Annotated in this window: 24 protein-coding genes; 10 read left to right on the top strand and 14 right to left on the bottom strand. The window is 41.2% G+C overall.

Features of this window, described 5'->3' with window-relative positions:
- Positions 1–115 precede the first annotated feature (115 nt).
- Together BROSI_RS17960 and BROSI_RS17965 are read left to right on the top strand one after the other, a co-directional pair.
- A complete protein-coding gene (locus BROSI_RS17960; RefSeq protein WP_082059313.1) occupies positions 116–604 on the top strand; it encodes a hydrogenase maturation protease in 489 nt (162 codons plus the stop codon).
- Between the two features lie 5 nt (positions 605–609).
- Entirely contained in the window at positions 610–873 is a 264-nt protein-coding gene (locus tag BROSI_RS17965; protein WP_052565937.1) for a hydrogenase maturation nickel metallochaperone HypA/HybF, read from the top strand.
- A 173-nt stretch (positions 874–1,046) separates the two neighbouring features.
- Here the strand turns inward: BROSI_RS17965 and BROSI_RS17970 are convergent, their stop codons facing one another.
- The 8 genes from BROSI_RS17970 to BROSI_RS18005 all read right to left on the bottom strand — a co-directional run bounded on the left by BROSI_RS17970 (position 1,047) and on the right by BROSI_RS18005 (position 7,165).
- On the bottom strand, positions 1,047–1,844 hold the full coding sequence (locus BROSI_RS17970; RefSeq protein WP_052565324.1) for a hypothetical protein: 798 nt from the start codon (positions 1,842–1,844) through the stop codon (positions 1,047–1,049).
- A complete protein-coding gene (locus BROSI_RS17975) occupies positions 1,825–2,364 on the bottom strand; it encodes a YqhA family protein (protein ID WP_052565327.1) in 540 nt (179 codons plus the stop codon). The genes BROSI_RS17970 and BROSI_RS17975 overlap by 20 nt, the downstream gene beginning before the upstream one ends.
- Before the next feature lie 12 nt (positions 2,365–2,376).
- Positions 2,377–3,486 carry a molecular chaperone DnaJ gene (dnaJ, locus tag BROSI_RS17980; RefSeq protein WP_052565330.1) on the bottom strand — a complete coding sequence of 370 codons (1,110 nt, stop codon included), beginning with the start codon at positions 3,484–3,486 and terminating at the stop codon, positions 2,377–2,379.
- Positions 3,487–3,636: 150 nt separating this feature from the next.
- Positions 3,637–4,785, bottom strand: coding sequence for an aminotransferase class V-fold PLP-dependent enzyme (locus BROSI_RS17985; RefSeq protein WP_052565332.1), 1,149 nt, complete (start codon positions 4,783–4,785; stop codon positions 3,637–3,639).
- 2 nt (positions 4,786–4,787) lie between these two features.
- Positions 4,788–5,813 (bottom strand): ThiF family adenylyltransferase, encoded by a 1,026-nt coding sequence (locus BROSI_RS17990; protein WP_052565335.1) that lies wholly within the window; start codon positions 5,811–5,813, stop codon positions 4,788–4,790.
- 1 nt (position 5,814) lies between these two features.
- A complete protein-coding gene (locus tag BROSI_RS17995) occupies positions 5,815–6,492 on the bottom strand; it encodes a hypothetical protein (protein ID WP_052565338.1) in 678 nt (225 codons plus the stop codon).
- Positions 6,493–6,700: 208 nt separating this feature from the next.
- Positions 6,701–6,919 carry a NifU family protein gene (locus BROSI_RS18000; protein WP_052565340.1) on the bottom strand — a complete coding sequence of 73 codons (219 nt, stop codon included), beginning with the start codon at positions 6,917–6,919 and terminating at the stop codon, positions 6,701–6,703.
- Between the two features lie 18 nt (positions 6,920–6,937).
- Complete coding sequence (locus BROSI_RS18005) at positions 6,938–7,165, bottom strand: DUF1858 domain-containing protein (RefSeq protein ID WP_052565341.1); 228 nt, start codon at positions 7,163–7,165, stop codon at positions 6,938–6,940.
- A gap of 413 nt (positions 7,166–7,578) precedes the next feature.
- On the opposite strand from BROSI_RS18005, the gene BROSI_RS18010 reads away from it, so the two are divergent.
- Together BROSI_RS18010 and hemA are read left to right on the top strand one after the other, a co-directional pair.
- The gene (locus BROSI_RS18010; RefSeq protein ID WP_162183253.1) at positions 7,579–8,319 is read left to right on the top strand and encodes a cytochrome C assembly family protein; all 741 of its coding nucleotides are present in this window, start codon (positions 7,579–7,581) and stop codon (positions 8,317–8,319) included.
- A gap of 164 nt (positions 8,320–8,483) precedes the next feature.
- Entirely contained in the window at positions 8,484–9,770 is a 1,287-nt protein-coding gene (hemA, locus tag BROSI_RS18015; RefSeq protein WP_052565345.1) for a glutamyl-tRNA reductase, read from the top strand.
- Between the two features lie 56 nt (positions 9,771–9,826).
- On the opposite strand, the gene BROSI_RS18020 is transcribed toward hemA, so the two are convergent.
- A complete protein-coding gene (locus BROSI_RS18020; RefSeq protein ID WP_052565348.1) occupies positions 9,827–11,524 on the bottom strand; it encodes a sensor domain-containing diguanylate cyclase in 1,698 nt (565 codons plus the stop codon).
- A gap of 228 nt (positions 11,525–11,752) precedes the next feature.
- On the opposite strand from BROSI_RS18020, the gene BROSI_RS21525 reads away from it, so the two are divergent.
- The gene (locus BROSI_RS21525) at positions 11,753–11,887 is read left to right on the top strand and encodes a hypothetical protein (protein WP_420886086.1); all 135 of its coding nucleotides are present in this window, start codon (positions 11,753–11,755) and stop codon (positions 11,885–11,887) included.
- Between the two features lie 17 nt (positions 11,888–11,904).
- On the opposite strand, the gene cobI is transcribed toward BROSI_RS21525, so the two are convergent.
- The 5 genes from cobI to dusB form a co-directional block, all read right to left on the bottom strand.
- Complete coding sequence (gene cobI, locus BROSI_RS18025; RefSeq protein WP_052565350.1) at positions 11,905–12,615, bottom strand: precorrin-2 C(20)-methyltransferase; 711 nt, start codon at positions 12,613–12,615, stop codon at positions 11,905–11,907.
- Between the two features lie 2 nt (positions 12,616–12,617).
- Positions 12,618–13,262: a precorrin-6y C5,15-methyltransferase (decarboxylating) subunit CbiE gene (gene cbiE, locus BROSI_RS18030; RefSeq protein WP_052565352.1), complete on the bottom strand. Its 645-nt coding sequence runs from the start codon at positions 13,260–13,262 to the stop codon at positions 12,618–12,620.
- Positions 13,226–14,464 (bottom strand): cobalt-precorrin-5B (C(1))-methyltransferase CbiD, encoded by a 1,239-nt coding sequence (cbiD, locus tag BROSI_RS18035; RefSeq protein WP_157842621.1) that lies wholly within the window; start codon positions 14,462–14,464, stop codon positions 13,226–13,228. Before cbiD ends, cbiE begins: the two co-directional genes overlap by 37 nt.
- Positions 14,465–14,590: 126 nt before the next feature.
- Complete coding sequence (locus BROSI_RS18040) at positions 14,591–15,601, bottom strand: precorrin-8X methylmutase (RefSeq protein WP_200891788.1); 1,011 nt, start codon at positions 15,599–15,601, stop codon at positions 14,591–14,593.
- 199 nt (positions 15,602–15,800) lie between these two features.
- Positions 15,801–16,769, bottom strand: coding sequence for a tRNA dihydrouridine synthase DusB (gene dusB / locus BROSI_RS18045; protein WP_052565357.1), 969 nt, complete (start codon positions 16,767–16,769; stop codon positions 15,801–15,803).
- A gap of 160 nt (positions 16,770–16,929) precedes the next feature.
- On the opposite strand from dusB, the gene BROSI_RS18050 reads away from it, so the two are divergent.
- From BROSI_RS18050 to BROSI_RS18070, 5 genes are all read left to right on the top strand, one after another.
- A complete protein-coding gene (locus BROSI_RS18050) occupies positions 16,930–18,426 on the top strand; it encodes a hypothetical protein (RefSeq protein WP_157842622.1) in 1,497 nt (498 codons plus the stop codon).
- Positions 18,427–18,511: 85 nt separating this feature from the next.
- Positions 18,512–19,615: an ABC transporter substrate-binding protein gene (locus tag BROSI_RS18055; RefSeq protein WP_052565361.1), complete on the top strand. Its 1,104-nt coding sequence runs from the start codon at positions 18,512–18,514 to the stop codon at positions 19,613–19,615.
- A gap of 42 nt (positions 19,616–19,657) precedes the next feature.
- On the top strand, positions 19,658–22,372 hold the full coding sequence (locus BROSI_RS18060) for a hybrid sensor histidine kinase/response regulator (protein ID WP_052565363.1): 2,715 nt from the start codon (positions 19,658–19,660) through the stop codon (positions 22,370–22,372).
- Positions 22,373–22,675: 303 nt separating this feature from the next.
- Positions 22,676–23,029 (top strand): Hpt domain-containing protein, encoded by a 354-nt coding sequence (locus tag BROSI_RS18065; protein ID WP_052565366.1) that lies wholly within the window; start codon positions 22,676–22,678, stop codon positions 23,027–23,029.
- Complete coding sequence (locus tag BROSI_RS18070; RefSeq protein ID WP_052565368.1) at positions 23,026–24,561, top strand: sensor domain-containing diguanylate cyclase; 1,536 nt, start codon at positions 23,026–23,028, stop codon at positions 24,559–24,561. The genes BROSI_RS18065 and BROSI_RS18070 overlap by 4 nt, the downstream gene beginning before the upstream one ends.
- The last annotated feature ends 52 nt before the right edge of the window (positions 24,562–24,613 follow it).

Raw genomic sequence — 24,613 nt, forward strand, 5'->3', positions numbered from 1 at the left:
CGGACAAACGGAGTTTGTCCGTGCCACCCTGTTATCAATTTAAAATGCACATTTTATGAGCATCTTGAGTATAGTCTGAGACCTTTGCGCCTTTGCTGTTAGCTTAATCTACAAAATGGTAACCGAACAAGTTGCGCAAAATAAACACGGAATTCTTATAATTGGTATTGGCAATGCATATCGCGGCGATGACGCTGTGGGACTTCATGTTGCTCAATGTCTGAAGAAACAGGCACATGATCATGTCCATGTCATTGAAGAAAGCGGTGAAGGTGCTTCATTAATGGAATGCTGGAAGGATGCCAATAGTGTTATCCTTATTGATGCTGTTTCTTCCGGGGCCAAGCCGGGCACCATTCACCGGCTTGATGCGCACACCCAGCCCATCCCGACAAATTTTTTTCATTACTCCACACACGCCTTCGGTGTTGCCGAAGCCATCGAGCTTTCAAGGGCGCTCAATCAGATGCCTCGTCGCCTCATTGTCTATGGTATTGAGGGGAAATGCTTTGAGGCGGGTGTTGAATTATCTTTTGAAGTCGAAAAGGCGGCACAGGAAGTTGCAAGATGTGTACAACAAGATATCCAGAATTTTGGAATTTAAAACCTATGCACGAATTTTCTCTCGTGAAAGACCTGATACGTAAGATAACATCCCTTGCATATGAGCAACGCGCAAGCAGGGTGACTGGTGTGACAGTGAAACTTGGCGCGCTATCCCATATCTCTCCTGACCACTTCCGTGAGCACTTTATCCATGCCTCGCGTGGAACAGTTGCCGAAGGATCCCGGTTACATCTTGAAGTCCTGACTGATGTGACTGACCCGCAATCCCAGGAAGTTTTGCTCGAAAACATTGAGGTGGTTGCTTAACTGAAGCACAAGACTTACTTCGTACAGTCACAGTAGGTTGGGTTGAGGAACGAAACCCAACATTTCCATGAATGCAACGAATGGTTGGTGTTGGGTTTCGCTCACGCTCTACCCAACCAACACGGCTTATTTCATGCAAAAAACAGTGAACATCAAACAAATTTTACACGCACTTACATCTTCAGGTTATAGGATGCAAGGTATTCATGACGCAGGTATTGAAGTAATTTGATGATAACCTCAAACCCTTCTGACAGGGAATGCAGGGTATCGTCTAACTCATGCCGTCTTGCCATATCGTGTTCCGAAGCCAGACCGAAATAGGTTTTCCCAAAGTCTACATAATACCGGCTGTCTATCAGGGTCTTTTTATATTTAAATTTCTGTTCGATATACTCTGGAAACATGCCAGTGAAGAACAACGTATAGTTGCCAATATGACAATAGATATAAAATCTCCGGGCACTATCGGAACGCTGAATTTCTTCAATCATGTCAATAATATATCGGTATTGTTTTTCATCGTCTTTTCCCATCTTGAATAACCTGGACGTCTGTACAAACATGGCAAGCATATTTGCAAGATAATTTGACACATCAGTGCTATTTAACAATCGTAAAACTTTATTCCTATTCCAGGGATATTGCGGTTCAGTACTATTCAATTCTTCAACGATATCATCGACAAAATCTGCGTCATCTTTTTTTAGTTTAAATACCCTTCTTAGCAATAAAGTAAATAAAAAATAAGGTGATGAATGAAGAATTATATTCCCTTCATGCATCACCTTATCAAAAACACGGTCACTATCGACCATTTGTGAAACAATATCTGTATCCCCCTGAATGAGATTTGCTATATGCTCATAGTCTTGTCTCTTCGTTACATAGTTTTCAATAAGAAACAGCAAATCTTGATCGGAGAGACGGTCAAGGTCATTTGATTTTAATTCATTGTTTTGTCTCTTCATCTTTCTTCTTTCGTGTTTCATCGCCTACCACTAACTTTGAAAAGAGTGTGATTGCCATGATAACGATAGCTATCGAGCCACCAAAATATAGGGTTTCTAAGGGTTTTTCCCATATTACAATATGTTTTAAAAAAGTAATAACAATAACCACAACAACTGCTGCAATCAATTTTTCTTTTAAATCAGTGAGATCATGTATTTTCAGCCAGTGCGGATAGCTTATAGACTGGTCTTTATCTACAAACAATTCGAAGAGTCCAATTCCCATAACAAACATCACTACGGCAACCATAAACAAATCTATGGCAGAAATAAAGTGTACAGAGAGTTCTACACGATGTTCGCTATGATGAAACAAAAAATTCAATATGTCTGGAATACCATTCACAAACTCCCAAACCCCTGAAAAGATCAAAAAACCAGAGGCCAAAATCGTAAGAATAGAGGCTACTGCTACAAAGTACCGCCCTGCGTTAACAAAACCCTTATTTATAATTGTTAAGAAATCCTGGTTCTTCATGTAATTCCTTTACTATTTTTTTATTTCAATCGCCTGAAATTCTTCCAGTAATTCTTTCTGCCTTTTCGTCAAGTTCTTGGGGGTGTATACAATTACGCGCACATATTGGTCGCCGAATCCACGGCCTTTTAAATAGGGCATACCACTACCCCTCAACCGGAACAGGGTTTCAGTCTGTGTTCCCGGTGGAATCTTCATCAAGGCGTTTCCGTCTAAGGTAGGCACTTCAATCTTTGAACCCAGAGCCGCTTCAATTAATGAAATGGTTGTTTCCATATAAATATCGCTTCCTTGCCTGTGAAAAATGGGGTGTGGTTGTACGGAGACAATTACGTAAACATCTTCCTTCAGCCTTCCGGCGGCCTTATCGGCTGTAACCCTTAAAGTTGTCCCATTATCCACCCCTGGAGGTATCTTGACGTTGATCTTGTCCAGTTTTTGTATCTCGCCGCTTCCGTGACAGTTCTGGCACGGATGTTCAATGATGTTTCCCCGGCCCCTGCAAGCGGGACAGGCGCCGATTTTGATAATCCTGCCAAAACCTTGCAGCTGCTCCTGTTGCACTTCTCCCCGCCCCTTACAACTCGTGCAAGTCCTGGGAATCGTACCTTTTGCAGTGCCTGATCCGCCGCAATCTGCGCATTTTTCCATATGCGGGATAGCGACCTCTGTGCTAACGCCCTTATATGCCTGCTCCAGCGCAATTTCAACCCGAACCTGCTTAACCGGTTCCTCTGGTTGCGCGAAACCCCATCTCCGTGTGCCAAAGAAGTCGCTAAAGATACTGCCTCGACCGAAAAAATCTGAAAAAATATCATGTCCGAAAATGTCTTCCAAATCACTAACGTGGCTAAAGTCCCGCCAGGTAAACCCTTCTTTGCTAAAATCTGACGCGACTCCAGCATGTCCATACTGATCATATCTTGCCCTCTTGTCGTCATCAATCAGTACTTCATATGCCTCGGATATTTCCTTGAACTTTTCTTCAGCCAGTTTTGGATTGTCTTTGTTGAGGTCGGGATGAAATTTCTTCGCTAGTGCACGGTATGCTGCTTTGATTTCTTCTTTCGAAGCAGTCCTGCCTACCCCTAATAGCCCATAATAATCTTTTTTGTCTGACATGCCCCATATCTTACGTTCATTTATAACTTTATTCAATAAAAAAGGTATTGCAGGAATGGTTAAACAGGCGATTTCTGCGCTCGATGGCTATTGTGAATCAATACAAGCTCTCATGGTTGCAAAGACTCACAAAGGTTGGGGTCTGATGAATTATATCCTTTCGCTGGCAATTTTATCCAGCGCTCTTATGATTTGATCTACGTCCTCTTCTGTATTAAAAAATCCCGGACTGATTCTCACTGTACCGTCTGGAAATGTTCTCATCATCTGGTGGGCGAACGGCGCACAATGAAGACCAGGACGTACAGCAATATCAAAGGATTGATCGAGAATGGCACCAACCTCTGCAGGTTTAAATCCTTTTACATTTATTGACAGGATACCTACCTTCTGGGATATGTCCGTTGTGCCATACAAAACAAAGCGCTGGTCATCTTTGAAAGCGTGTATGATTTTATTGGTCAATCGTTGTTCGTGTGCCCTGATTGTGTCAATCCCTGTTGATAAGACGTATTCAACCCCGGCCCTAAGACCTGCAATCCCAACCGTATTGGGAGTACCGCTCTCCAGTTTGAAGGGTAATTCTGCTGGCTGAGACAACGAGGCTGGCTCGAAGCCCGTTCCCCCTTCTCTCCAGGGTTCTAAAGTTAACCGTTCTCCTACATAAAGTCCTCCGGTTCCTGTTGGTCCTAAAGGGCCCTTGTGTCCCGTAAATGCAAGCATATCAATAGAGTAATCATCAACGCTAATTTCACATACCCCTGCCGCCTGAGCGGCATCCACCATGAAAATAATATCATTTTTTCTTGCGATTCTGCCAATCTCCCGGATTGGTTGAATCGTACCAAGGACATTCGGGGCATGTGTCATAACAAGTAATCGCGTTTTGGATGTGATGGCATTTTTGACATCATCGGGATCAACAAGGCCTTCCGGAGAATTTCTCACCTTGGTTACCGTAATCATCTTTTTCTTTTCAAGCCCATTGAGGGCGCGAGAGACAGCATTATGTTCAAGAAAGGTTGTGATGGCATGGTCGCCCGGTTTGAGTAACCCTTTAATCCCCATATTTATAGCATCCGTGGCATTAAACGTGAGAATAAGTCTCCTTGAATCTTTGATACCAAATAATCGAGCAACAACATTGCGGGTATCTTCAATCTCCTTTTCTGCTGCTACCGCCATCCTATGCCCTGAACGCCCCGGGTTGGCGCCCAGTGTCCGGTAAAAGGTATCCATTGTTTTGTATACAACCTCTGGTTTTGGAAACGTCGTTGCTGCGTTATCTAAATAGATCATATTTACATCCCTATATATTTTGCGTAAAGCCCCTTTGCAATTGATGCATCATTCGTGCCCGTAATAATTGACCGGCCATCGGTAAATACCGTTAACTCGTATTTATCGATCTTTAAACGTAACAAAAAGCTATTAAAAGATACGTCTCCCACTTTTTCCAGCCGCACTGCAAGCCTCTTTAAGTCGAGTTTTGATCCGTTGGAGTGTAAAATTTGTACGGCGTTTCTGCCACACAAAGAGGTAGCCAGTGAGTACGTATTTTTCAATAAGAATTCATAATTGCGTTGCTTGCATGTTATACAATCGGATTTCTCTTTAATATCTTCTACATACAACCTTTTCATTTCATTGCGCCAGAGGTCGATCTGTAAAAGACCTTTCCTCAATCTCTCAAAATTATCCGTCAGGATTTTTAACGCTTCTGCTACCTGAATGGAGGCAATCATGCTGGCAATGGGTGCAATGATTCCTTCCGTATCGCATGTTTCAATAGTACCAAAAGACGGAATATTTTCAAGTATGCACCGGAAACAGGGGGTTTTTGATGGGACAATGTTCATGGTCAAACCCATACCTCCGATACACGCCCCATAAATCCATGGTATTCCTTTTTTTACGCAATAATCATTCACCAGGAACCGGGTTTCAAAGTTATCGGTTCCATCAATGACAATATCTGCAGTTTCTAGAAGGGTTTCAATATTCGATGGATTGAGGTCTGCAATGAATGATTCAACCCGGACATGAGAATTAACTTTTTGAAGTTTCTTTTGCGCGGCGACAGCTTTTGGAAGGTTTTTACTGATATCTTCTTCGTCAAATAAAGATTGGCGTTGCAGGTTGCTTTCTTCGATATAATCACGGTCTATAATTTTTAGACACTTTACCCCGCTACGGACAAGAAGATTTGCAGAGGTACAGCCTAATGCGCCACAGCCGACAAGCACGGCACTCTTCTGCATAAGTATTTTTTGCCCCTGACTACCTATGCCGTAGAATAGTATCTGCCGTGCATAACGTTCTGACATGTTAAGTATTTATTTTGAAATTACTCAAACACGAAGGGTCGCCTGTCGCAAGGGCTTTTTCTCTTTTATACGCAATATGAGAATTTATTCCTTCACCAAACCCTGCAATCCATTCATTGATAATATTACACATCGTTAAAAAGTCTGCGCCTGCGTTTCTCCAGTATAACTCATGGACGCAGCTTTCATGGTCCCACGATGTGGTTTTTTCAGACTCCGCTACTACCTGTGCTCCCCGATCACAAGGCATCCCATCACAAAGGTAATCTCCCATCACCTCGAAAACCTTTGAAGTACTGTTACACTCTGCTGGCGATAATCCTTTGCTCCGGGCGGCCTCTTTCCCGCAACTAATACCGTGCTTGCGGGCAGCATCAGCAGCCACCTTTGCAGCATCACTACACTTGGCACAAAAGGCAGCAATCGTAGCAGCTTCACGTGTTTCTATCTCTACAATAAGGCTTTGAATTCCCTGATGAATAGGTTTATTGGCTAAGAGTTCTTCTAAGGGTTTATGAACACTCGATTTTGGATATTTTTTGTAAACCTGTTCAAGGATTTTATCCGCTTCTGCACCATATTTCGTTTTAAATTCAGAAACGATAGCGGATTCTCTTGCCTCCGTGGTTTTAATCTTCCCGTACATCCAATGATGGATTGGACCCAATACTAAACTCATTCAGAAACTCCTCGTTGTGAAATTTGAATAAAAATCAACCGCCAAAAACCACTGGGATTGCAGATGTTTTCTGGTAACAAACAGTATCACACTCCACCATAAATTAGACCTTCGGCTACTTTTTCAATGTAGAGCGACGAGGCTCGTCGCTCTACAACCGCAACTTTGAAATTCTGAAACGCCAACGTTATGACTTTCAACACCATGACTAAGCGAGTTCGACTGATTCTACTTCAGGAATCTCTTCTTTGAGGCGCTCCTCTACGCCATATTTTAGCGTCATGAGTGCACTTGGACAAGACCCACATGCGCCTCTTAAGCGCACCTTTACGACCCCTCCCTGAATATCAACCAATTCAATATCTCCACCATCTGCTTGCAACGCAGGTCTGATATGTTTCAGTGCCTCCTCTACTTTCTCTTTCATCTGAATTCTCCTTTTTATTTATTGGTTAACTTTTTTCTTTTCAATAACTTCGTTCAATTCCTTAATAATGACTTCCGGATCAATATTGTGCATAGCTGCACCAAAAGCAATATCTTCCATCTTTGAACCCGGACATGTAAAGCAACCTGCTCCAAAATATTTTTTTACAACAGCCTCAGCTTCCGGGTATTCCTTAATTACCTCTCCTATGCTGGTCTTTTTTGTTATTTTTTTAATTTCTGCCATAATTTATAATTCCTCATCAAAATTTTAGGGATTATTTTAAAAATACCACAAAAAAATATCCCCTATAGAATCAATAAATACAATAAAACAGAAATCATAAATAAAATCTTCACGATGCTACATCACTACATCCACGTGAATCTGTAATCGTCGTTACGGAATTAAGGGTATCGGACAATGGAGTTTTTGTCAATCAAAAAAATCCAAAAACATATCTATTAACGAAGATATGATGTTTTAAAATTTTGATTGATTAATGAATACTTATCTTTTACACTTATTAACCTATGATGCTATCTCATATACCTTTTATCATCTCCATAATCCTGTATTTTGTTTCTTCTGTCTGGTCGGTTGGCTCTATTGTAAAGCCCATTTTTTTCAACAAAAAAGTAGCCAAGTGGTCCATGATAATGGGTTTTTTTATCCACAGCGGTTTTCTGGTATTCCTGGGCCTCGAATCCGGCAATATCCCTATAACAAATGTCTATGAATCCTTCGTATCCCTTCTGTGGTGTGTTTTGTTTGTTTATATCAACCTGGATTATCTTTACAAGCTGCCATCTTTAGATACATTCTTAATGCCCGTCGTTACAGCGCTCTCTATTTGGGCGCTCACATTTGACGGAGGAAACTTATTAATTACCGTGAGCCTTCAGAACTTCTGGCTCGTAGCGCACATCATCCCCATATTCATAGGCTACGCTGCCTTCACGATATCTTTTAGCCTCAGCGTCATGTATCTCACGCAGCAAAGACAACTAAAACATAAACTGTTTGGCCCGCTTTTTAACAAGTTGCCGTCACTGGAGGGTATTGACAAGCTGATGTGGAAGACGATTTCTTTTGGTTTCCCATTACTTACGCTTGGGCTTGTGTTTGGCACCTTTTGGGTCAAGACACAAAATATTTTAGGAGAACTGTGGTACCTGGATTATAAAGTTGTCCTGGGTTTGGCCACATGGCTTATTTATGCGGCGTTGTTACATATGCGACTTGTCGCATCTTTTCACGGCACCAGGATCGCCTTATTGACTATCGCCGGTTTTTGCCTGGTGCTTTTTACTTTTATCGGGACATTCTTTATGGGATCCAAACATGCCTTTCAGAATGTCAGCGAACAAACGCATATTGAGATTTTGAATATGCAGTGAACTTAGCGCAAAATGCCGCAATCAGAAGAGTCACACGGCGCTGAAGAATAGATACTATTGTTCGGATTTAGCAGTTTTTCATGAACAAAAACCTGCAAAAGAAGAAGGTTTGGTTTTATTCGTGCTGAGATTACACATAGAGTAAGTTAGACAAAGGTTTGGATATGAGCATTCTGGTCATTGGACTGAATCATAAGTCAGCCCCGGTAGAGGTCAGGGAAAAATTGGCTTTTAACGCCAATAATATTTCTGCCGCCTTATCACTATTTCTCCACAAGCATCAAACGGCAGAGGCCGTTATTTTATCAACCTGTAACCGTGTAGAGATATATGTGTCATCCATAGAAGGCACTATTAAAGTGGAAGATGTCCTTTCATTCCTTGCCGACTTTCACAAAATTGAGTTAAGCAGCTTTTCTTCCTACATGTACCACTACACAGACGATCGTGCCGTGAACCATCTTTTCTTTGTCACCGCCAGTCTTGATTCTATGGTACTCGGCGAGTCGCAGATCCTCTCGCAGGTCAAGGAAGCATACACGATGGCATCCATGGAAGAGGCCACCGGAAAGGTTATGAACCAATTATTTCAGCAGGCGCTCAATGTTGCAAAAATCATACATACAAAAACATCCATTGGAAAGGGAAAGGTTTCTATTAGTTCTGTCGCCGTGGAATTTGCTGAGAAGATATTTCAGGATTTCACGGGCAAAATGGTTCTTGTGGTGGGTGCCGGTGAAATGTGTGAACTTTTGTTAAAACATCTCTATGAAGAAGGGGCGCGTACCATTGTGGTTGCGAATCGCACCTTTGAACGCGCTCAGGAGATTGCCAATGCCTTTCAGGGACAGGCCATTAAATACGAATTACTGGGTGAATACCTTGCAAAGGCCGATATTATCATTAGCTCAACCTCTGCTCCGCATTATGTAATCCATGTCGACCAGGTAAAAGAAGCCATCAGGCATCGAAGGGGTAATCCCATGTTCCTCATAGACATCGCCGTGCCCAGGGATATTGAACCCGATGTCGCCAACATTGATAATGTCTATCTTTACAATATCGATGACTTACAATCTGTTGTGAACCAGAATATTGACGAACGAACCAGAGAGGTGGAGAAATGCCGTTCTATCGTTGAAGAGGAGGTTGAACATTTTATGGCAAAACTTGAGGAAATGAAGATAGAACCTGCGATAACCCAATTACGCAATCATTTTCATAGCGTTGGGAAAGAAGAGTTAGGGCGTCTAAGGTCCAAACTAAAAAGTATCGACAATGGAGATTGGGAGCAAGTTGTTTACACTATGGAACGCACCATAAATAAACTCCTCCATCATCCTGCAAAAGTTGCTAAACTAGAGGCAAAGAACGGCGGTGGATACCGGTATGTAGAAACCATCAAAAAATTATTTGGTATATTTCACCACGCGGAACACCCACCACATTAGAGCTGGAACGAAAGGTTTTCCCTCTGACCCTCCTCAAAACGATCATTACAGCACTATCATAATACCAAAAAATCCGCAGATTTTGCAGATTTTAAGGATGCATTAAACTCATATTCGCAGACCCTGTTTCCACCTAGCTTTTTTGCCTTATACATTGCTTCATCTGCATTAACAAGCAATGCCTTCGCATTATTATAAGGACCAAGTTCAGCGATACCAATGCTTATTGTCTTTTGAATCGTTTTATTCTCCAGAGGGACTCGGAATTTAATATTCCTGAAATCGTTGAGTATCCGATTGGCAATGGTAATGGCGCTCCGGTTTGTGGTTTCCGGCAATATTATGGTAAACTCTTCCCCACCGTATCGGCATGGTATATCGATTCCCTTCCTGATTTGTTCTGTTACTAAATTTCCCAGGCGTTGTAATACTTTGTCGCCGGCAGCGTGCCCATATGTATCGTTAAAGTGCTTGAATTTGTCAATATCGATAAACAACAGGCTTATATTATGTTGATGGCGCCTTGCCCTCAGTACCTCTTTTTCTAAAATATCATCAAAATACCTTCTATTGTACAAACCTGTCAGTTTGTCCGTAATCGATAACCTTTCAAGTTCATCCTGAAGTTGTTTCCTTTCTGTAATGTCTCTGAGGATTTCCAACTTGGAAATATGCATATCTCCATTTACAAAAGGCACAATAATAGAATCGTAAACCTTTCCCTGAATAGTCCTTTCCATTTTTACTGTCTGCCCCTTCAGTGTTTCCTTTATCCCACATTGATGACAGAGGGTTCCCCGGTTACATATTGCATCGTAACAATACCTTCCTACTGCATACCCGTATTCGTTCGAAGCCGCATTGTTCATATACTCGATTTTGTTTTCTTTATTCATTATAAAAATCATATCCTTTGTGTTTGAAAGGATGGTGTCAAAAAATTCCTTTTGCTCTTTAATGGTTTTATATGTTTGAGCAAGTTTCCTGTTCGACGTATTCAATTTTAAAGATATCGTATTAAAGGCATTGAAAAGTTCTTCTATTTCGGCAGATGATTTTGTCCTGAGTATTATATCGTATGACCCATTGGCAATTTTTTTTGTTGCAGCGCTCAATAAATTCAACGGCTTTGTTACGTACCTTGTTATACGATATGCATAAACAATGCAAAAAATGACTGCTATTGCCACAACGATATACGTAGAAAGCCAGCAGTTTTTTTCTACTTTTTTTGAATAAGCAACAGCCTGCTTATATGCCAAAGTAATCGTTTCATCGAAGACTGCTAACACTTTAGTAAGCCTGGATACGCCTGTTTCATACGTTTTCATTACTTCATCCATTTTTATTGTCTTGAATATATCCTTACCCATCCCAGGGTACCTTTGCATCGTAGTATCTAATTTCCCAAGACGGTGGAAAAGCCGCACAATTTCGTTTAAGAGGTCACCGGCATCCTTCTCGTAGATACCTAACTCTATGTCTTTTATTTTCTTTTCTATAGACGTTTCTAATTGCTCATGATAATCTGCATGCGATATATCTCTTTCTTTTACAATCTCTTTTACTGTTATGAGCCAATATTCTATATGCTCTCGTAACTCTTTGAAGTTCTTTCTGTTAGAGGTATGGACAGCAACTGTTTTTTGTGTTTCGCTAATCCTATGAAGAAAAAAGGAGACACAAAAAACTGTTCCTATTATTAATACCAGGATAATGCCAAAACCCAGTCCCAACCGTTGTCCGACTCGCATCTTTATCCCTTTATTTTAATATAAAGTTGCTCAGTTTTCTGTAACAGAACTCGTTTCGTTCTTTAACTTGAATCACGAGAATAAAGATTTGGATTACTATGTTTTTGTATTTTTATGGTAAAAATGACATATTCAGCATCAATTGACAACACGAATATCGCATTCTTTACATAAGTAATGGAAATATTTAAGGAGAAAAAGCAGGGAAGATGAATAAAAAAAGCGAGAATAGGGCATTCAAGGGTAAATACTGGCTATTTTAACGGTATTATTGATGATGTTCATCTTTATAACCGTTCCCTGAGTGATCAGGAGGTGGAGGATATTTTTAACATTCATGAATTTTTCATGAATACAGTTTGAAAATTGCAACCATTGGATTAATGCCTTATTCCCTTTACAATCAGAACGGACATGTACCCCCTTCCGCTGCCCTTTAACGATATAATATCACAGGTAAGATAGGCGTCTCTTTGTCCGATATAAGAGGCGAATAAGGCATTTTCAGAGAGCTGCATCTCTTCGAGTAATTGAATTACTTCATCCAGTTTCTTGGCTACCTTCATCAGAACAACTGTATCAAATGCTTCTATAATGGAGCGCAATTCCGTAATATCCTTTGGCACAGGAATCACTGCCAGCCGCTCGTCGCCCATTAATAAAGGAAAATTGGCTGCACATGCAGCCGCATTATATGAAGTAATACCGGGTATTGTATGGATGGCGTGTTCTGGCAGCAGGGTATTCAGTTGTCGCAATAAATAGATATAGGTGCTAAAGGTCATGGGATCCCCTAAGGTCAGATAAGCCACATTGTTTCCGTTTATAACCTCAGCACGGATCTCCTCAGCATATTTAAGCCATGCACTCTTGAGCACGGATTTGTCCTTTGTCATAGGGTAGACCTGTTCGGTTACCCTTTTCCCTCTTACATAATCCTGAACGATTTCCAATGCTAAGCTGTCTTCTTTCGTGTTCGACTTTGGGACAAAGATACAATCCGCCCTTTGAATGATATGAATCGCCTTCATTGTAAGAAGTTCCGGATCGCCGGGACCCAAACCAATACCGTAGAAATTACCTGGTTTCATTTTTAATATTTTTTTATAATCACTACAGATGCACCGTTTGTTTTTAAATGTACCGCTGAGACTAAATCTGTCTCACGAACAGATTCTTCCGGAAGAGAAAGATTTTCACACACAAACATCTGCCTCTCCTGGATTCCGCTTTTTAATATCTGACGGGCAATAACAGCAGGTGTATTTTCACGGTCTGTCAGAATTCCGACCTTTTCATAATCCCTGACCTTTTTAATGAGTTGATCATATTCGCCGTTTCTTCCGTGCAAACTAACAAAGCAGGCATCATCCCAGCTTTCCCCAACGGCCGCAAAGGCAAGCTGTATGCTGCTGATTCCCGGAATAATTGTGCATGATTCACGCCCTATCTTCTTTACAATCATTTTTGCATAACTGAAGAAACAAGGATCACCACTCACCAGAACCACAACCTGTCTTTTGGCACGCCAGTCAGCGATCTTTTTTACTAAAATACTATAATTTTTCTCTAAAATTATTTTTTCAGCATCCACGCCGGGAAAAAGCTTTAATAAGCGTCTGCTTCCCACAAGGATATCAGCCTTTTTAATGCTGTAAATGGCCTTGGGAGAAATATAAGCCTTCAGTCCCGGCCCGCAACCTACGATGATGACTTTATTTTTATAAGATTCAGCCATATCCGTGCACTATCAGAAATACCCACTATTGAACCTTTCATATCGAATAAAATTACACCGACCTCTGTAAGGGCAAACTGCTGTTCCCCCTTATAAAATGCCCGTACCTTATTCTCAATCATTTCTGCAACTTTATCCATTATAGATAAAAGTTTATAATCTCTTAATAATTCAACGATTCCTTCTACAGTTGAAACATCCTTTAGACGATTGAGTATTGCATTTGGTATGGGAGTACTTCCAACAATAGTATTGGTACGAAAATACCCCTCACCTTGACCCTCTCCCTCAAGGGGCGAAGGAATCTTCCCTCCTTGCGAAGGAGGGGATTGAGGGGTGGTCAATTGGTTGCGGCAATGTTGTGCTATAATATCTATTAAGATATCGTTCGCTGGCTTAGAAACTGCACTGTGAGTATGAAAATCACCACGCAACAACTTGACCAATTTACCCGGATGCCCTGCAAGGATGATCTTTTTAAAATGTCTTTCCCGGGCCGCATCCAGCATAAAACCAACAAAATTGCTTATCTGAATAATCTGATCTTTGGGGATATTCACCAGATTCAAGAGAGAGCGTTCACCCAGACTACCCGGCACCAGTACAACGGTTTCGTATCCGATTCCCCTCGCGATATTAAGCCCGCATAACAGAGAGGTCTTGAAGGCGTCTTCTGACATGGGTCGCACAATCCCTGTGGTTCCGATAATAGAAATGCCTCCCATGATGCCGAGCTTTGGATTGAATGTCTTCTCGCCTAAAACCCTTCCATTGGGCACAGAGATTATTACCTTCGTCCCAACACCATTACCAATAATTTCTCTGATCGCATTCTCAATCATGCGCCTTGGTACAGGGTTAATCGCTGCATGCCCCACAGGTACCTGCAATCCCGGTTTTGTTACTCGGCCAACGCCTTCACCGCCATCAATCACAATGGTTTCGTTGAAATTTCGTTCAACCCGTGCATACACCATGCATCCATTGGTCACATCGGGGTCGTCCCCGGCATCTTTCTGTACCGCACATCCTGCCGCATTATCAGATAATTGCTTATCGAGTATTTTCAGTCTCAGTTTTATGCCCGCAGGGGTATCAATTTCTACCTCATCAGGAATGCTTCCTCTAAATAACCCGATTGCAGCCGCCTTTGCCGCGGCAGTTGCGCAACTTCCCGTTGTATAGCCGGACCGTAAAGTCATAAATGACCTTAAAAAGAATGATGAGTGAGAAGAAAAGGGGGAAAAAGGCATTACAAATAAAATTTAAGAATCCCTTCTACCCCTTTTTCTCCACTTCTCCATCTTCACCTTTTCACCTTGTTTTCATTAATATTCTTTTGCTAATTTTATAATAGCATTTACGATAGATACAGCCACGGCGCTGCCGCCTTTTCGGTTGGTGTTGGTTATGTAAGGTATGGAAATATCCTTTAACGCATGTTTTGCCTCGACTGCCCCTACAAAGCCCACAGGAATACCCACTACCAGGGCGGGTTGTGCTAATCCCCTTTTTATCAGGTCAATAAGCTCAAATAAGGCAGTGGGGGCATTGCCAATGACCACAATACCGCCTTTCATATCATCTGTGGATTGTTGCATTGCTACGATGGCGCGGGTCTTACCTTGGCGTTTGGCCTCGTCAATAACAGATTTATCCGAAATCTTGCAAACGATCTTACCCCCGAATTTTTCGACAGGCCCACTGGTGATCCCAGCCTTCACCATATTTACATCGGTAATAATATTTTTACCGCTTTTGATTGAGCGGATACCTGCATCAACAGCCTTAGGATGGAAGATTAAATTGTATGCATATTCTGTGTCGCCCGTAGCATGAATGGCGCGCTGAATAATTGGCCTGTGCAGTTCAGGCATTGACTCCAAATCGACCAGTTTATTAATGATTTCAAAACTCTCGTCAACAATAGCTTGCGGTTGTTCAATACGATCCCTGTTTCCATACTGTTTTTCTGTCAAAACCTCGTGAATGCGGTCGGCTGCAATGAGGGCAATCCGCTCATCTGCGCCGATGTTATTGGAATAGATAAACTCGACCTGAGGATGTTTCTTTTTTTCAATTTCCAACATCTCCGGGATGTCTTTATAGACGTGATTCCCTTTAAACAACAGGAGTGGCACTACCACAAGTCGATTTATACCGCTCTCCACGATCTTTTTCACCACTTCTGGGAATCCAGGTTCTGCCAATTGCAGAAAGGCGGCGTCCACGATGTCCCATCGGTTCATCGCACGGAGCATGTCCGCCACCTGAAATAATCCATCGTTGCCACTGCTCAGTTTACTGCCATGCGAAATTAATATGACACCTGTTTTCATTTTTTCCTCTCTGTTATTTAGACAGGATTTACAGGATGTTTTGATTTCATTTTATCTACCCTATTCTGTACAACTTGTTTCATTTTTCATAAATTTAAAACTTTTCTCTTTCTTACTACTATCTTGTTCATCCTGTTAATCCAGTCTAAATGAAAATCCTGATAATCCTTGTTCATCTGCGTCCCCAATGAAATAATAATTATGCAGCAACATGTTTCTGAATACGGTCAAAATGAGAGATAATAAGATCGATAATTTTCTCAGAACTATTGCAGGTTACAAGATGTGGGCGTAGCTCCGTTGCGTTCGGCATGCCCATAATATACTTGATTGCATGTTTGCGGAAAAGGACAATGCCGATATCACTTCCATAGTATTCCAACATGTGCGATAGATGTCGCCGGATGAGTTCTATCTTGTCGGAAGGTATAACCTGATTTCTGTCCTTACGCTGAAAAATCCAGGGATGACCTATTGCAGCCCTACCAATCATTACCCCATCGCATCCTGTATTCTGTTTGATTCGCTCAATATCTGCCGCACACTTCACATCTCCATTTCCAATTATCGGGATCTTTACGGTCTGCCTGACTTCAGCAATTGCATCCCAATTGGCCCTGCCGTTAAAGAATTGCGATCTCGTTCGGCCGTGAACGGCTATGAGAGAGGCGCCGTTGTCTTCAAGAATCCGGGCAACCTCCAGATAATTGCGCGATTTGTCATCCCATCCCAATCGGATTTTACCCGTTACCGGGACCCGGAGGGTTTTTGAGAGTTTATGAAAAATGCGACCAATTTTAGCAGGATTTTTCAGGAGTCCCGCGCCAGCCCCCTTGCCAGCTATATCCGATACAGAGCAACCCATATTAACATCAATAATGTCCGGTCCCAATGCCTCTATTATTTGACAGGCTTCGACGATCCTGTCTTCATCATTACCAAGAATCTGAAAGATGACAGGTCTCTCTCTCGGCCTGAAATCAAGGAGTCTAAAGGTCTTTTTGTTTTTCCAGAGTATCCCATCCATGGAAATTACTTCTGTGTAACTCATTGCCATGCCAAATTCCCGGCAGATAAGCCGAAACGGAACATCTGAAAAACCGGCCATAGGGGAGAGGATCAAGTCTCCATATATAGGGATATTTCGTACAAAGAAGCTAGGAATCATCGTACACCGTACTTTCGCAACAAGAGTATTGCCTGAATAGTTTATTCAATTATTTTTAAAGAGTTATTATAACATAGTAATGACGAATATCATTTGTTTTTTGGAATTAAATTTGATTCATAGTGATTTAGTTATTTTTAAACTATCAAAAACCGCAAAAATGTTTAAATATTATACAATTTGTCTAATTTTTGTATTAGTACCATCCCGCGCCTTCCCGGAAACTTCGTATGATTTATCTCCGGATTTAAAACTTTCTGTAGAAAGCCATTTACGCATATCGGGAAATACCTTAGGTAACAATCTCGATCTGGATAATGATAAGAGCGACGGTGTTATCTACATGGGATATACCTATGATATGAAATTTCATCTGGAATATAAAGATGTTCTCGCGTCTTTTCTTAAATTGGAAAGTAACGGACCCTTTGACTTTGATGCCCCGATTATGTCTGATAATAAAATTGATACTTTTTATGGAGAGATCAATAACTATAGCATTCCAGAGGTGATTCCAAGAGTCGAAGAATACTGGGTAGATTCATTACTGTTTAACCTGCCGTTAAAGTTCAGGATAGGCCAATATCCCTATCAGGTAGGGAATGGATATGCACTTTGTGGATACTATGAGAATTATGGCCTCAGTGTCTACAGCGCTGATGAAGATTTCAAATGGACGGTATATTACGCCAAGCCAGACCTGGTAAATAAAATTATTCTGGGACCTCAGGTTCCGCAGGAAAAGGCATTGGATGTAGAATACGATTCAAACGCCCAGTTTATGAGTTTTGACACCATTATTGCATGGAATGGATATTCGTTTCAGCCGTATATTGGCCTCTTGCATGACACAACGTCCCCCGATCACCGCGTCAATTCTTATCCTAGTCCTGTCAACGAAGATAATCTTGGGACTATTGGCATCGATATTGATAAGAACATTGATAAGCTGAACTTTGGATTCGAAGTAGCGCGGAATTTCGGCAAGGCAAATATCATAGGGGAAAGTTCGGATATAATCCATAAAGGATATATGGGATACGCTGATGTTTCTTATAGTTTTGAAAAAATTACCCCAAGGTCAAAACTGCTCGTAAGTTCGGGTAACAAAATGAATGCAGATGATGTAGTGAATGGCCGTTTTCATTCCCATAGCAATTATGCATTTTCCGTTTATTCTCCCACAAATGCCAATCTTTCTGATACTATTTATCCGGCGGCATACGGTCCTTATCTGGCAACGGGAGGCGGTTATGCTCTGAATTATGGCATCGCAAGGCCAAGTATCTTTGGTGATGCCTATCAATTAAATGATCTCATATTACCCAATATCGGAGTAGACATACAGATAACAGACCAATGGTCTGTATCAGCAGACTATTGGTATCTCAGGAGTTTTGAACACGCCATAGGGACACAGGATGGTCGTGCGATTGCGTTAAGCTCTGATCTCGGCCATGAGTTAGACTTTTACAGCAGCTACGATCTAACGGAACATATCTCTTTTAATCTCCTGACAGGTATATTTTTCCCGGGAAAGTATTATTACGAAAAGCGGGATGATGGGGATATTCTAGGCCTGGCTCCGGCCCCCCGTTTTGACGGGGGGGCAGACATTGCTTACCAAATTGAATTTGCAACGGAGATTACATTTTAAGCAGGAGCAGGGCATTTGTCAACTATGGGATTCAGGCTACGAAATTGAATCAGCCTCCGTGATTAAAAAATAAGGAAAACGAAAAATGAAAAGCATGTATACAATAAAAGGTGTTCCTGTCCTTATTTTTAGTATATGGTTTGGGATCTGCATTGGTAATGTATGCAGTCCGGATACAAACACCATTGAATCAGGTGTCAGGAACTATACTCATGCCGAACAATCTGTGCTTAACGTGTATGCTTGGATAGACTACCTCGACCCAAAGATTATTTCAGACTTTGAAAAAGAATTTCGCGTGAAAGTACATGTAGATTTTTACGAAGACGAGGAAGAAATGTTTTCCGCCGTTCAGTCTGATCACGGGCAATACGATGTTGTTTTTCCTACCGATTACATGGCAGATTTAATGATGAAAACGAATTTATTACTAAAACTCGATCTGGACCAAATTCCTAACATCCAGAATATAGAATCAAGATTTAAGACCCTTATAAATAAGAAATGGAAAGGGTATTTCGTAACCTTGGACTGGGGCGGTGTAGGTATCGCATATAATAGTAAATACGTAAAGGAAACTATTGATAGCTGGCGTATTTTTTTGGATACGAAATACAAGGGACAAATGGCGCTGGTGAATAATGGCAATGAGGTTATGTCAATAGGACAAAAGCTGTTGGGTTACCCATTGAATCCAACCGATCCAAAGGTTATGGATGAGGCCCTGAAGATATTAAAGAAAATAAAACCATTGTTGCAAAATGAAAAATTTATGGCGTATAACAAGATCAGGGAAAGACTGATCAGCGAGGAATTATGGATTGCCCAGTGTTACAATGCTGATGCCTCTATTGCTAATGAAGAAAATCATGCCGTAAAATTTGTAATACCAAAAGAAGGCACAGGTTACTGGGTGGAAGGCATGGCAGTTCCCGTAGGCGTAAAAAACAAGACCCTTGCAGAGGCATTTCTTAATTTTATGCTTCATCCGGAAATAAGCGCCAGGCATACCAATTATTCTCATTATGCCAATTGTAATAACAAGGCGTGGGCATTTGTCGATAAGGGAATTTTAAGAAATCCTTATATTTACATGAAGGTAGCGGGCAAATTTGATATCTATGAAATACTGAAGCCTGACGTTCAACAAAAATTCAACGAGTGCTGGGCAGAACTGATTTCAGATTAGAAAATGGAAAAAATAGGCTTATTTAGACGATTAGGGGTTAAAATGCCCTTACTTTTTTCTGTCGTGGGAATTCTGCCATTATTCTTTGGCATAACTTATTTCTTCAAGAACTCAGAGAAGCAGATAAAAAGTGAGATTGGAAACAATCTTGACGTATCGATTAAAAACGCGAAAAATGAAATACAACGCCTCCTGGAAAGCTGTGTAGCAGACATAAAAATACTGGCTGAGAATAAAAGTATGGGAAACCTGAATTATCCTGCCAACAAAAAGTTGTTAAAAATGAAAAAAATCCAGGAATATTACCGTCATTTTGAAGACATTACCTTAATCGATGTAAGCGGTAAAGTAATTGAATCTACAGCGTACAATTATCGGGGTACATGGAAAACAAAAAAATGGTTTCAGGAGGCAATAAAAGGGAATGTGTATATTTCAGATGCACATATCATCCTTGATCCATATAAGATTGTTATTGCCATTGCCTTTCCTTTAAAAGATGAAAAAGGAATTGTGCAGGCGGCAATTGTTGGACAGCTTAATATGGACCAGATATGGAAGATAACAGACAATGTAGTGACTGATAAGACCGGCTTTGTTGCGCTTATTAACAGCCATAATCAATTTATTGCCCACCCCAGGAAAAAGGATTTGTTCAAGAATACACGTTTTTCTTTAGAAAATCAACCCGGGATCATCGATTATTCTGAATCTGAAGAGTTTGTCTATCGTGCAGAGAATTGCTCATTTCATTTAGGTTACGAATCTCCGAAATGGCACATAATTGTGGCCCAGGCAAAAGAGGAGACCCTGTTCACTATACTAAAATTGAAGTATAGTTTGTTTTCTATTTTAGGCATCGGTCTTGTGCTGATAGTATTCATGAGTATCATTATCTCAAGAGGTATCGTTAAACCTATACATACGTTGATTTTTGGGATGGCCAGGGTATCTGGCGGTGATTTGAATTATGTAATAAACATAAAAAGCAGAGATGAGATTGGATTATTAGGCTTGTCGTTCAACAATATGATACAAAATTTAAGTAAAACGAGGTCTGAAATACAAAGAAAAACAGAAGAATTAAGCGATGCCCTCGTGAAGGTGCAAAACCAGGATACATTAGAAAAGGCAAGAGAGGTGGCAGAGGCTGCCAATCGTGCCAAGAGCGAATTCCTTGCCAACATGAGCCACGAAATTCGAACGCCCATGAATGCCATAGTCGGTATACCGGAATTACTCCTGGATACCCCGCTTACTAAGGAACAACAGGAATATGTTCAGTTATTCAAAACGGCAGGGGAAAATCTCTTAGACCTTATAAATGATATCCTTGATTTTTCAAAGATTGAGGCTGGCAAACTGACTCTTGAAGAGGTTGATTTTGATCTTTGTGAGGTCGTCGAAAAAATAAGTGAAATTATGGCATTGCGCGCCCACAAAAAGGGGCTTGAGCTTGCATGCCATATTATGCCGGATGTACCAGCTTATCTTGTGGGCGACCCGTTTCGGTTGCGGCAGATCATCGTCAATCTCGTTGGGAATGCCATTAAATTTACAGAAAAAGGAGAAATTGTACTGCGTGTAGAAAAAGTACATAAAAATCTGAGTGAATCATCAAATGGAAAACAGATAAACCTGCTGTTTTCTGTTCAGGATACGGGAATCGGTATTCCTCAGGACAAGAAACATCTTTTATTTGAAAGTTTCTCACAGGTCGATGGCTCTACGACAAGAAAATTTGGTGGAACTGGCTTAGGCCTGGCCATATCCCGGCGCCTTGTTGGACTCATGGGTGGACGTATCGGAGTAGAGAGTGAATCAGGACGTGGAAGTACTTTTACTTTTACCGCCCGATTCGGAATTCAAACTGAACATAAAATCCACAATAAATCAAATCAACTGAATATAGCGGGGCTAAAGACGCTTGTGATAGACGATAATACCACAAACCGGAGAATCCTTAAGGAAATTCTCTCTGGATGGGGCGTATTGGTAAACGAGGCTGAAGACGGTATGAAGGGACTTGATGAACTCAGGAAGGCCAAAGGTACAGGCGATCACTACAAATTGGTGTTCCTTGACTGTCATATGCCTGGCATGGATGGATTTACCGTGGTAGAACAGATGAAAAAAGAATTGAACCTTTCGCATGTGACAATTCTGATGCTTACCTCAGACAACAGAAGCGGTGACATCGCCAGGTGTAAAGAGTTAGATATAACAGGGTACATAGTGAAACCAGTGACGCGGTCACATTTGAAAGACGCCATCAGCTTAATCATGAGTCAGGCAAAGGCAACAACTGAGGAGAAGGCATTATCATTAAAAGATACGGTTTTTATTGACAACGTATCATCTGCGCAGGCGGAGCGGGTGCGATCATTGCGCATCCTTCTTGCGGAGGATAATGTCGTAAATCAAAAACTTGCTGTGCGCATGCTGGAAAAACGCGGACATAAAGTTATCTTGGCAAACAATGGCAAGGAAGCGCTTAAAATCATCAAAAAGGAACGTTTTGATCTTATCCTTATGGATGTCCACATGCCAGAGATGGATGGATTCGAAACAACGGCCACTATTCGCGCCAACGAAAATGAAAACGGTGGCCATATTCCGATCATTGCCATGACTGCCCTTGCTGTTCAGGGTGATAAGGAAAGGTGTCTGGCGGCCGGTATGGATAGGTATGTATCCAAACCAATCGAGTCAAAGGAACTTTTTGATGCTATAGAAAGCGTGGTTGCGATATCATGATGGTGAGGAATTTCAATTACCCCCCATAATCCCCGCCGTAAACAGGAGGGAACAGGGAATAGGTGTTAAGTTAAGCGATTTGAGGTGCATGGACAAGCCGTGTTCATCCGTGCCTGCTTGCGACTCACCAGGGTATGAAAACTGCTGGAGATGTTGCAATCCATTGTCCCCCGCCAGCGGGGGACATGAAGGATTCAATGCAAACAGGAAATTAACAGTGATTATTGATTCTTTAACTTAACTTCTACGGGAAACGGGGGAAGTCGTCTAAGACCTGGTTTATAATGACACAGAGGAGGATATATGGAAAAAGAGAACTTTAACATAAACGAGGCATTATCCCGATTGGATGGTGATGCGGGGTTACTGAGGGAGCTCGCTGGATTATTTCTTGAAAACTATCCGGCGCAATTAGAAGGGATACAAAGCGCCGTTGCGCAAAACGACAGCAAAGCATTGGAAAACGCTGCCCACAACATCAAAGGTTCTGCAGGAGTCATTTGCGCGAAACCTGTTTTTGAGGTGGCGCAGAGATTGGAAATTATGGGAAAGGAGAATAATTTGACCTCTGTTAAAGAAATATATGCTACGCTCGAAAAAGAGCTAGGGCGTCTCAGGTCAAAGTTGGAAGCTATTATAGTGGAGAACCCACTATGACAAGGGATGATATCTTAAAAATTGTCCTAGAATCGCCTTCTTTGCCTACCTTGCCTGTAGTTGCATGTAAGCTTCTTTCCATTTCATCGAATGAAAAAACAGGTATGAAGGAGATTGCAGATATGGTTTCAAAAGATGTTTCCCTGTCTGCAAAGGTATTAAAGACGGCTAATTCCGCCTTTTACAATCTTCCCCATAAAGTAAGTACAATACACCAGGCAGCATCAAGACTCGGAATAAATACAATCAGAAGCATGCTCCTTTCTTTTTCTTTTTTATCCATAAGGGCTAAGGATAAAAATGACACCTTTAATTACGAAAAATTCTGGGAGCAATCACTCGCCAACGCAGTAGCGGCAAAGCTTATCATAACAGAGATCGTCAAATCCGATTGGGAAGAGATCTTCGTCTCCGGACTTTTAGAAAATATCGGAGAACTGATTATAGCCCTTTCATTTCCTCAAGAATATGAACAAGTATTATCAGAGGCGTCCGGGAGTGATAAGGATATCATTGAATTGGAACAGCAAATTATAGGAGCAGACCATGCCTTTATCGGATACGAGGTTGCCAAAAACTGGAATTTTCCCGATATATTATTGACTCCCATACACTATCACCATTGTCCGGAAAATTATAAAGGTGACGACAAAAAGCTTAAGGTTATCGTTAACGTTGTCTATCTGTCGGATCTGCTTACCAACATTCTTTACTCAAACAAGCCACTGGAATATCATCAAAAATTTCGAAATGAATCCGAGGCAATACTTGGGTTCGATGATACAATCATTGACAGGATATTGGAACATGTTACTTCAGAAATCAGGAAAACCGCCGATGTATTTGGTTTTCATATTGAAAATCAAAAATCGATAGAACAAATCCTGCAAGAGGCAAATGCAGCCCTGAGTATCATAAACCTGACGTGCGATCAGACGAACAGAAAGCTCGTTGATGCCCTGGTGCAATTGCAAAGACTCACCAAAGATCTGGAAGAAAAGAACAACCGGCTCGATAAACTCGCACAATTGGACAGCTTAACAGAAGTATATAATCATGGTTATTTTCAGGGCTATCTTGAAAATGAGATTAGTCTTTCAGCCCGTAAAGGTACCACCCTCAGTCTCATCCTGGCAGACGTCGACGATTTCAAAATATTCAATGACAAATATGGACATCAAACCGGCGATTTTATTTTGAAAGAACTGTGCAAAGTAATAAGACAATCGCTCAGAAGCCATGACATAATCGCCCGTTATGGCGGAGAGGAATTTGCGATTATCCTTGTTGAAACGACCGGAAAAGATGCTCAAAGCGTGGCAGAAAAACTTCGTCAATCAATCGCCCTGCATAATTTTATCTATAAGGACAAAAACTATCATGTAACAATATGTTGCGGCATTGCTGAAATAAGGCCTGCCGTAGATCCTTTCACGAAAAACGATCTCATTGATTTTGCAGACAAGGCCTTGTTCGAGTCGAAAAAGAAAGGACGTAATTGTGTCACATTGTATACACAAAGAAATAAATAGTTCCTTACAAAAAATATTTTAACATTTCCAGCAAAAATATTTTTATCAAAAA

The sequence above is a fragment of the Candidatus Brocadia sinica JPN1 genome, from assembly GCF_000949635.1.
Classification (GTDB): domain Bacteria; phylum Planctomycetota; class Brocadiia; order Brocadiales; family Brocadiaceae; genus Brocadia; species Brocadia sinica.

What these genes read in the sequence shown, in the direction of transcription:
- BROSI_RS17960 (WP_082059313.1), top strand. Translation starts at nt 116, where the DNA reads ATGGTAACCGAACAAGTTGCGCAAAATAAACACGGAATTCTTATAATT.
- BROSI_RS17965 (WP_052565937.1), top strand. Translation starts at nt 610, where the DNA reads ATGCACGAATTTTCTCTCGTGAAAGACCTGATACGTAAGATAACATCC.
- BROSI_RS17970 (WP_052565324.1), bottom strand. Translation starts at nt 1,844, where the DNA reads ATGAAGAGACAAAACAATGAATTAAAATCAAATGACCTTGACCGTCTC.
- BROSI_RS17975 (WP_052565327.1), bottom strand. Translation starts at nt 2,364, where the DNA reads ATGAAGAACCAGGATTTCTTAACAATTATAAATAAGGGTTTTGTTAAC.
- dnaJ (WP_052565330.1), bottom strand. Translation starts at nt 3,486, where the DNA reads ATGTCAGACAAAAAAGATTATTATGGGCTATTAGGGGTAGGCAGGACT.
- BROSI_RS17985 (WP_052565332.1), bottom strand. Translation starts at nt 4,785, where the DNA reads ATGATCTATTTAGATAACGCAGCAACGACGTTTCCAAAACCAGAGGTT.
- BROSI_RS17990 (WP_052565335.1), bottom strand. Translation starts at nt 5,813, where the DNA reads ATGTCAGAACGTTATGCACGGCAGATACTATTCTACGGCATAGGTAGT.
- BROSI_RS17995 (WP_052565338.1), bottom strand. Translation starts at nt 6,492, where the DNA reads ATGAGTTTAGTATTGGGTCCAATCCATCATTGGATGTACGGGAAGATT.
- BROSI_RS18000 (WP_052565340.1), bottom strand. Translation starts at nt 6,919, where the DNA reads ATGAAAGAGAAAGTAGAGGAGGCACTGAAACATATCAGACCTGCGTTG.
- BROSI_RS18005 (WP_052565341.1), bottom strand. Translation starts at nt 7,165, where the DNA reads ATGGCAGAAATTAAAAAAATAACAAAAAAGACCAGCATAGGAGAGGTA.
- BROSI_RS18010 (WP_162183253.1), top strand. Translation starts at nt 7,579, where the DNA reads ATGGGTTTTTTTATCCACAGCGGTTTTCTGGTATTCCTGGGCCTCGAA.
- hemA (WP_052565345.1), top strand. Translation starts at nt 8,484, where the DNA reads ATGAGCATTCTGGTCATTGGACTGAATCATAAGTCAGCCCCGGTAGAG.
- BROSI_RS18020 (WP_052565348.1), bottom strand. Translation starts at nt 11,524, where the DNA reads ATGCGAGTCGGACAACGGTTGGGACTGGGTTTTGGCATTATCCTGGTA.
- cobI (WP_052565350.1), bottom strand. Translation starts at nt 12,615, where the DNA reads ATGAAACCAGGTAATTTCTACGGTATTGGTTTGGGTCCCGGCGATCCG.
- cbiE (WP_052565352.1), bottom strand. Translation starts at nt 13,262, where the DNA reads ATGGCTGAATCTTATAAAAATAAAGTCATCATCGTAGGTTGCGGGCCG.
- cbiD (WP_157842621.1), bottom strand. Translation starts at nt 14,464, where the DNA reads ATGACTTTACGGTCCGGCTATACAACGGGAAGTTGCGCAACTGCCGCG.
- BROSI_RS18040 (WP_200891788.1), bottom strand. Translation starts at nt 15,601, where the DNA reads ATGAAAACAGGTGTCATATTAATTTCGCATGGCAGTAAACTGAGCAGT.
- dusB (WP_052565357.1), bottom strand. Translation starts at nt 16,769, where the DNA reads ATGATTCCTAGCTTCTTTGTACGAAATATCCCTATATATGGAGACTTG.
- BROSI_RS18050 (WP_157842622.1), top strand. Translation starts at nt 16,930, where the DNA reads ATGTTTAAATATTATACAATTTGTCTAATTTTTGTATTAGTACCATCC.
- BROSI_RS18055 (WP_052565361.1), top strand. Translation starts at nt 18,512, where the DNA reads ATGAAAAGCATGTATACAATAAAAGGTGTTCCTGTCCTTATTTTTAGT.
- BROSI_RS18060 (WP_052565363.1), top strand. Translation starts at nt 19,658, where the DNA reads ATGCCCTTACTTTTTTCTGTCGTGGGAATTCTGCCATTATTCTTTGGC.
- BROSI_RS18065 (WP_052565366.1), top strand. Translation starts at nt 22,676, where the DNA reads ATGGAAAAAGAGAACTTTAACATAAACGAGGCATTATCCCGATTGGAT.
- BROSI_RS18070 (WP_052565368.1), top strand. Translation starts at nt 23,026, where the DNA reads ATGACAAGGGATGATATCTTAAAAATTGTCCTAGAATCGCCTTCTTTG.